The 5051-nt window shown below is 64.5% G+C and carries 6 protein-coding genes; 4 read left to right on the forward strand and 2 right to left on the reverse strand.

Annotated elements, in window-relative coordinates; all coding sequences use genetic code 11:
- Positions 1–862, reverse strand: an 862-nt coding sequence (locus AC1D0P_RS21590; protein ID WP_477678625.1) for an NADPH:quinone oxidoreductase family protein, incomplete at its 3' end; no start/stop codon positions are given.
- A 158-nt stretch (positions 863–1020) separates the two neighbouring features.
- Here AC1D0P_RS21590 and surE point away from each other — a divergent pair.
- From surE to AC1D0P_RS21605, 3 genes are all read left to right on the forward strand, one after another.
- Positions 1021–1806: a 5'/3'-nucleotidase SurE gene (surE, locus tag AC1D0P_RS21595; protein WP_477678626.1), complete on the forward strand. Its 786-nt coding sequence runs from the start codon at positions 1021–1023 to the stop codon at positions 1804–1806.
- Between the two features lie 11 nt (positions 1807–1817).
- Complete coding sequence (locus AC1D0P_RS21600; protein WP_477678627.1) at positions 1818–2690, forward strand: protein-L-isoaspartate(D-aspartate) O-methyltransferase; 873 nt, start codon at positions 1818–1820, stop codon at positions 2688–2690.
- A gap of 154 nt (positions 2691–2844) precedes the next feature.
- Entirely contained in the window at positions 2845–3672 is an 828-nt protein-coding gene (locus AC1D0P_RS21605) for a peptidoglycan DD-metalloendopeptidase family protein (protein ID WP_477678628.1), read from the forward strand.
- Between the two features lie 73 nt (positions 3673–3745).
- Here the strand turns inward: AC1D0P_RS21605 and AC1D0P_RS21610 are convergent, their stop codons facing one another.
- Positions 3746–4165, reverse strand: a complete 420-nt coding sequence (locus AC1D0P_RS21610; RefSeq protein ID WP_477678629.1) for a VOC family protein — start codon at positions 4163–4165, stop codon at positions 3746–3748.
- Between the two features lie 56 nt (positions 4166–4221).
- Between AC1D0P_RS21610 and AC1D0P_RS21615 the strand changes: the two genes are divergently transcribed.
- Positions 4222–5051, forward strand: an 830-nt coding sequence (locus AC1D0P_RS21615; RefSeq protein WP_477678630.1) for a class I SAM-dependent RNA methyltransferase family protein, incomplete at its 3' end; no start/stop codon positions are given.

Here is a 5051-nt window from a genome sequence, read left to right on the forward strand (position 1 = left end):
GTGCGTACCAGTCCGCCAACTCGGCCATCATGGCGGCATTGGCTTTGGGCTCGCGCCTGGCAAAGTCGCCCCAGAACACGCCCACGATGGAGGCGCCCTWGAGCAGCGTCAGGTTCAGCGGCAGGGCGGGGATGGGGCCCGAGGCGAAGCCAACGACCAAATAGCGGCCGCGCCAGGCGATGGAGCGGAAGGCGGGCTCGGCAAAGTCGCCGCCCACCGGGTCATAGATCACGTCCGGCCCCTTGCCGTCGGTCAGTGCCTTGATTTCGTCGCGCAGGTTTTTCGTGCTGTAGTTGATCGTGGCATCCGCACCGATGGAAGTGCAGAGTGCGCACTTCTCATCCGTCGATGCGGCCGCGATCACGCGGGCGCCGGCGGCCTTGGCGATCTGGATCGCTGCCGTGCCCACGCCGCCCGCGGCGCCCAGCACCAGCACGGTCTCACCTGCCTTCAGTTGTGCGCGGTCCATCAGCGCATGCCAGGACGTGGCGTAAATCATGATGAACGCGGCGGCGTCCACATAAGAAAAGCCTTTCGGCAACGGCATGCACAGGGCTGCCGGCGCGATCGTGTGCGTGCCGAAGCCGCCTGTGCCCGAGAGGCAAGCAACGTTCTGCCCCACCTGGAGGTGCTTGACGCCTTCCCCCACGGCCTGAACCACACCGGCATATTCGGAGCCCGGCACAAAGGGCAGGGGCGGCTTGATCTGGTATTTGTTCTGCACGATCAGCAGGTCGGGAAAATTCAGGCTGGCAGCCTTGATTTCAATCAGGACTTCGCCGGCCTTGGGTTGCGGCGTGGGCAGCTCTTTCCAGGCCAGGGCGTCTACGCCGGTGGGATTTTCACAAAGCCAGGCTTGCATGGGAGGTCTCCGGTGAGGTGAGGGTGGGAGTGCGGCGACACGCCAGAGAGGCGGAAAACGAGGAGGGCGGTACCTTGACTGCATCATAGGCAAAGCAGGCGCCCTCGCCAGTCCCAAATACGTCCGGGCTGTCACGGCCGTGACCGTAAAATCACCCCATGAAAATTCTCATCTGCAACGACGACGGTTACCAGGCTTCCGGCATCATCGCCCTCTACGAAGCGCTTAAAACCGTTGCGGATGTCGAGGTTGTGGCGCCCGAGCACAATAACAGCGCAAAATCCAATGCGCTGACCTTGCACTCGCCGATGTACGTGCAGACGGCGGCCAACGGCTTTCGCTACATCAACGGCACGCCGGCCGACTGTGTCCACATCGCACTGACCGGCCTGCTGGGCTACCGGCCCGACCTGGTGGTGTCAGGCATCAACAATGGCGCCAATATGGGCGACGACACGATTTACTCCGGCACGGTGGGCGCGGCCATGGAAGGTTACCTGTTCGGCATCCCGGCCATCGCGTTTTCGCAGACCGAAAAAGGCTGGGCCCACATCGACGTCGCCGCCAGGCGCGCGGCCGAACTGGTGCAGCAGCTGATCCCTTCGCTGGAAAACGTGGCCGAGGGCGCGGAGCCTACGGTACCGCCGTGGCTGCTCAACGTGAATATTCCAAACCTGCCCGACGACGAGATTCGCGGCGTGAAAGTAGCCCGCCTGGGGCGCCGCCATGCGGCCGAGCGCGTCATCATGCAGACCAGCCYGCGCGGCGAAACCATGTACTGGATAGGCGGCGCGGGGCCCGCGAAGGAAGCCGGCGACGGCACCGATTTTTACGCCACCAGCCAGAAGTTTGTCTCCATCACGCCGCTGCAGGTGGATTTGACCGACCACGAGCGCCTGCCTTACTGGGCCCAGACAGCCGCCAGGCTGACTGGGTCGCACTGAAGGCCTGACGCATGAAACCCAGCCTCAAGCCGCCTTTTAATCCTTCGGCCAAGGCCCCGAAGACGCCCGACGTGGCGCCACGCCCGGCTTTTCCGGTGCGCCTCAAGCCTGATGCGGGTGTTCCGTCGGCGACAAAGTTACCCGCTTCCAGTGCTCGGCCTGTGGTGGGTGCCGGTCCCAATGGCCTGAAGAAAACCGTACCTGCTGCCCCGATGAGGTCCGGAGGTGTGGGACTGGACTCGCACGCCGTGCGCGCGCGCATGGTGGCCAAGCTCGCGGCGCAGGGTGTCAGCGACCCTCAGGTGCTGTCCGCCATGGGGCTGGTGGAGCGCCACCGGTTTGTCGACTCCGCGCTGGTCAACCAGGCCTACGAAGACACCAGCCTGCCGATAGGCTTGGGCCAGACCATCTCCAAACCCAATGTGGTGGCCCGCATGATCGAGCTGCTGCGCCACGGCGCGGTGGGCAACGCCGGAAAATTGGGCCGGGTGCTGGAGATCGGCACCGGCTGCGGCTACCAGGCCGCGGTGCTCAGCCATCTCGCCACCGAGGTCTACAGCATCGAGCGGCTTCGCGGCCTGCATGACAAAGCCAGGGAGAACCTGCGGACTTTGCGGCTGCCCAATGTGCACCTACTCTTTGGGGATGGCATGATGGGCTACGCCAAGGGTGCGCCCTATGCGGCCATCATCGCCGCGGCGGGCGGTGAAGCCATCCCTCCGGCCTGGATAGACCAACTGGCCGTGGGCGGACGGCTGGTGGCGCCCATGCAGACCACCGGTGGCGCGCAAGCGTTGGTGGTGGTGGACAAAACTCCCCAGGGTATCCGGCAGACCTTGCTGGAGGCCGTCCACTTTGTGCCTTTAAAATCGGGAACAAGCTAAAGGCCTGGCTCCGGAAGTCCCCATGGGCCTTGTGATCCAGGCAAGTCAGTCAAGATTGAAGACGAAAGAAGCAATGAATCAAACCGTACGGTCGAACAGGGCAGTCGCCCTGCCTGCCACCTGCTCCAGGCCCGGCAGGCTGGCTTTGTCCTGCATGCTTGCCGCCGTGCTGCTCGTTGCGGCGGGCTGCGCCTCGCGATCCCCTACCAATGCACCGGTGGAAGACCGCGGGACCTTCGGGTCGCGCCCGGCGCCGGGTGCCGTGGACCCCGGCAACGTCAAGCAGCTTCCCGGCTTTGAGAACGCCGGCAAACCCGGTTACTACACGGTCAAGCCCGGTGACACCATGATCCGCGTCGGCCTGGAGAACGGCCAGAATTGGCGCGACATCGTGCGCTGGAACAACCTTGAGAACCCCAATATCATCGAAGTGGGGCAGGTGCTGCGCGTCGTGCCGCCGACCAGCGAAAACCCCTTGGTGGTGACTCGCCCGGTGTCGCCGGGCTCGGCGCCAGCGTCCAGCACGGCACCCGCGCAAGCCGCCAGCGCGGCGAAGCCTGCATCGGCGCCCGCCAGCGCCGGCCCGGCACCGGCACCGGCCGCGACGGGTGAGGAAGACATCGCCTGGATCTGGCCCGCGCAAGGCGCCATGGTGGCGGGCTTTGACGAAGCCAAGAACAAGGGCCTGGATATCTCCGGCAAGGCGGGCGATGCGGTGGTGGCCTCCGCCGACGGGCGTGTGGTGTATGCGGGGGCAGGCTTGCGCGGCTACGGCAACCTGGTCATCCTCAAGCACAACAACACCTTCCTCACGGCTTATGCGCATAACCAGACGCTGCTGGTGAAGGAAGACCAGAATGTCAAGAAGGGCCAGAAGATCGCGGAAATGGGCAACAGCGACGCGGATCGCGTGAAGCTGCATTTTGAAATTCGCCGCCAGGGCAAACCGGTGGACCCGGCCAGATACCTGCCTGCCAAGTAAACGCCCAAAGCGACGACAAAAGGAGCCCGGCTAGCGCCCGGCTCCTTTTTCTTTGCCGCGCCGTTTTGCTGCCTCAATGCGGTTGAAGGATTTCGTCGTAGCCGCGGCCCTTGAATTCCAGCAGATCCAGCCCGTGGCCGAAAGGATCGGCCAGCCCGGCGATGCGTCCCCAGACTCGCTCGGTCACCGGCATTTCCAGCACTGCGCCGTGCCGCTGCAGCCGCGTCACTGCGGCATCGATGTCTTCCACGACGAAATCCAGATGTACGGGCGTCCAGTGGCGGCTGTAGTGGCGGGCGGTCTCGCTGCCGGGCCCACCGGCGATGGGCCGGGTGCCCGGTGCGTTGAAGAGCAGGTCTATAGGGCTGCCGGCACCCAGGATTTCCACGAAGTCGCTCTTGAAGCGGCGGCCCACGCGCAGCCCCAGCCCCTGCGTATAGAACGCGATGGCGCGCTCCATGTCGTCAACGTCGATGCAGATGCGAAGTTCCATCGTCATTCCTTTGCGAGTGTTCGAAAAATGGTACCTCAGCCTGAGACAATTGGCCTATGACAGAAGAAAGCTCCACATCGAAGCCAGCCGCCGCCGCGGACTACCCGCCGGACGTGCTCGAGGTCGAATCGCTTGACATCGAGGCCCAAGGCATTGCCCACAGGCCCGACGGCAAAGTAGTGTTCATCGAGGGCGCGTTGCCTTTCGAGCAGGTGACGGCCAACGTCTACCGCAAGAAAAGCAGCTTTGAAAAAGCCGTGGTGATGGCGATCCACCGCGAGTCGTCCCAGCGTGTGCGTCCGGCCTGCCCGCATTTCGGCATGCACACCGGTGCCTGCGGCGGCTGCAAGATGCAGCATCTGCATGTGGGCGCACAGGTGGCCGTGAAGCAGCGCGTGCTGGAGGACAACCTCCTGCACATCGGCAAGCTCAAGACGGACGGCCTGCTGCGGCCCATCGAGGGGCCGGCCTGGGGCTACCGCTATCGCGCGCGGCTGTCGGTGCGCTATGTGCGCAAAAAGGGCACGGTGCTGGTGGGTTTCCATGAGCGCAAAAGCAGTTACGTCGCCGACATGAGTGAATGCCATGTGCTGCCCCGTCATGTCAGCGACTTGCTGGTGCCGTTGCGCGAGTTGATTGGCGCCATGGACGCGAAAGAGACCCTGCCGCAGATCGAACTGGCCTGCGGCGATGACGTGACGGCCATGGTGTTGCGTCACATGGAGCCCCTCAGCGAGGGTGACCTGGCGCGATTGCGCGCCTTTGCCGCGGCCCACCCGGGCCTGCAATGGTGGCTGCAGCCGGGCGGGCTGGACACGGTGAAACTGCTCGACGATGCCGCCGAGGAACTGAGCTACGGCCTGCCCGAGTTCGGCATCACCATGCC

It is taken from the genome of Polaromonas sp. P1_G2 (assembly GCF_056405515.1).

Excerpts from the sequence above, each read along its gene's own strand:
- AC1D0P_RS21605 (WP_477678628.1), top strand. The coding sequence starts at position 2,845 with ATGCTTGCCGCCGTGCTGCTCGTTGCGGCGGGCTGCGCCTCGCGATCC.
- AC1D0P_RS21610 (WP_477678629.1), bottom strand. The coding sequence starts at position 4,165 with ATGGAACTTCGCATCTGCATCGACGTTGACGACATGGAGCGCGCCATC.
- AC1D0P_RS21600 (WP_477678627.1), top strand. The coding sequence starts at position 1,818 with ATGAAACCCAGCCTCAAGCCGCCTTTTAATCCTTCGGCCAAGGCCCCG.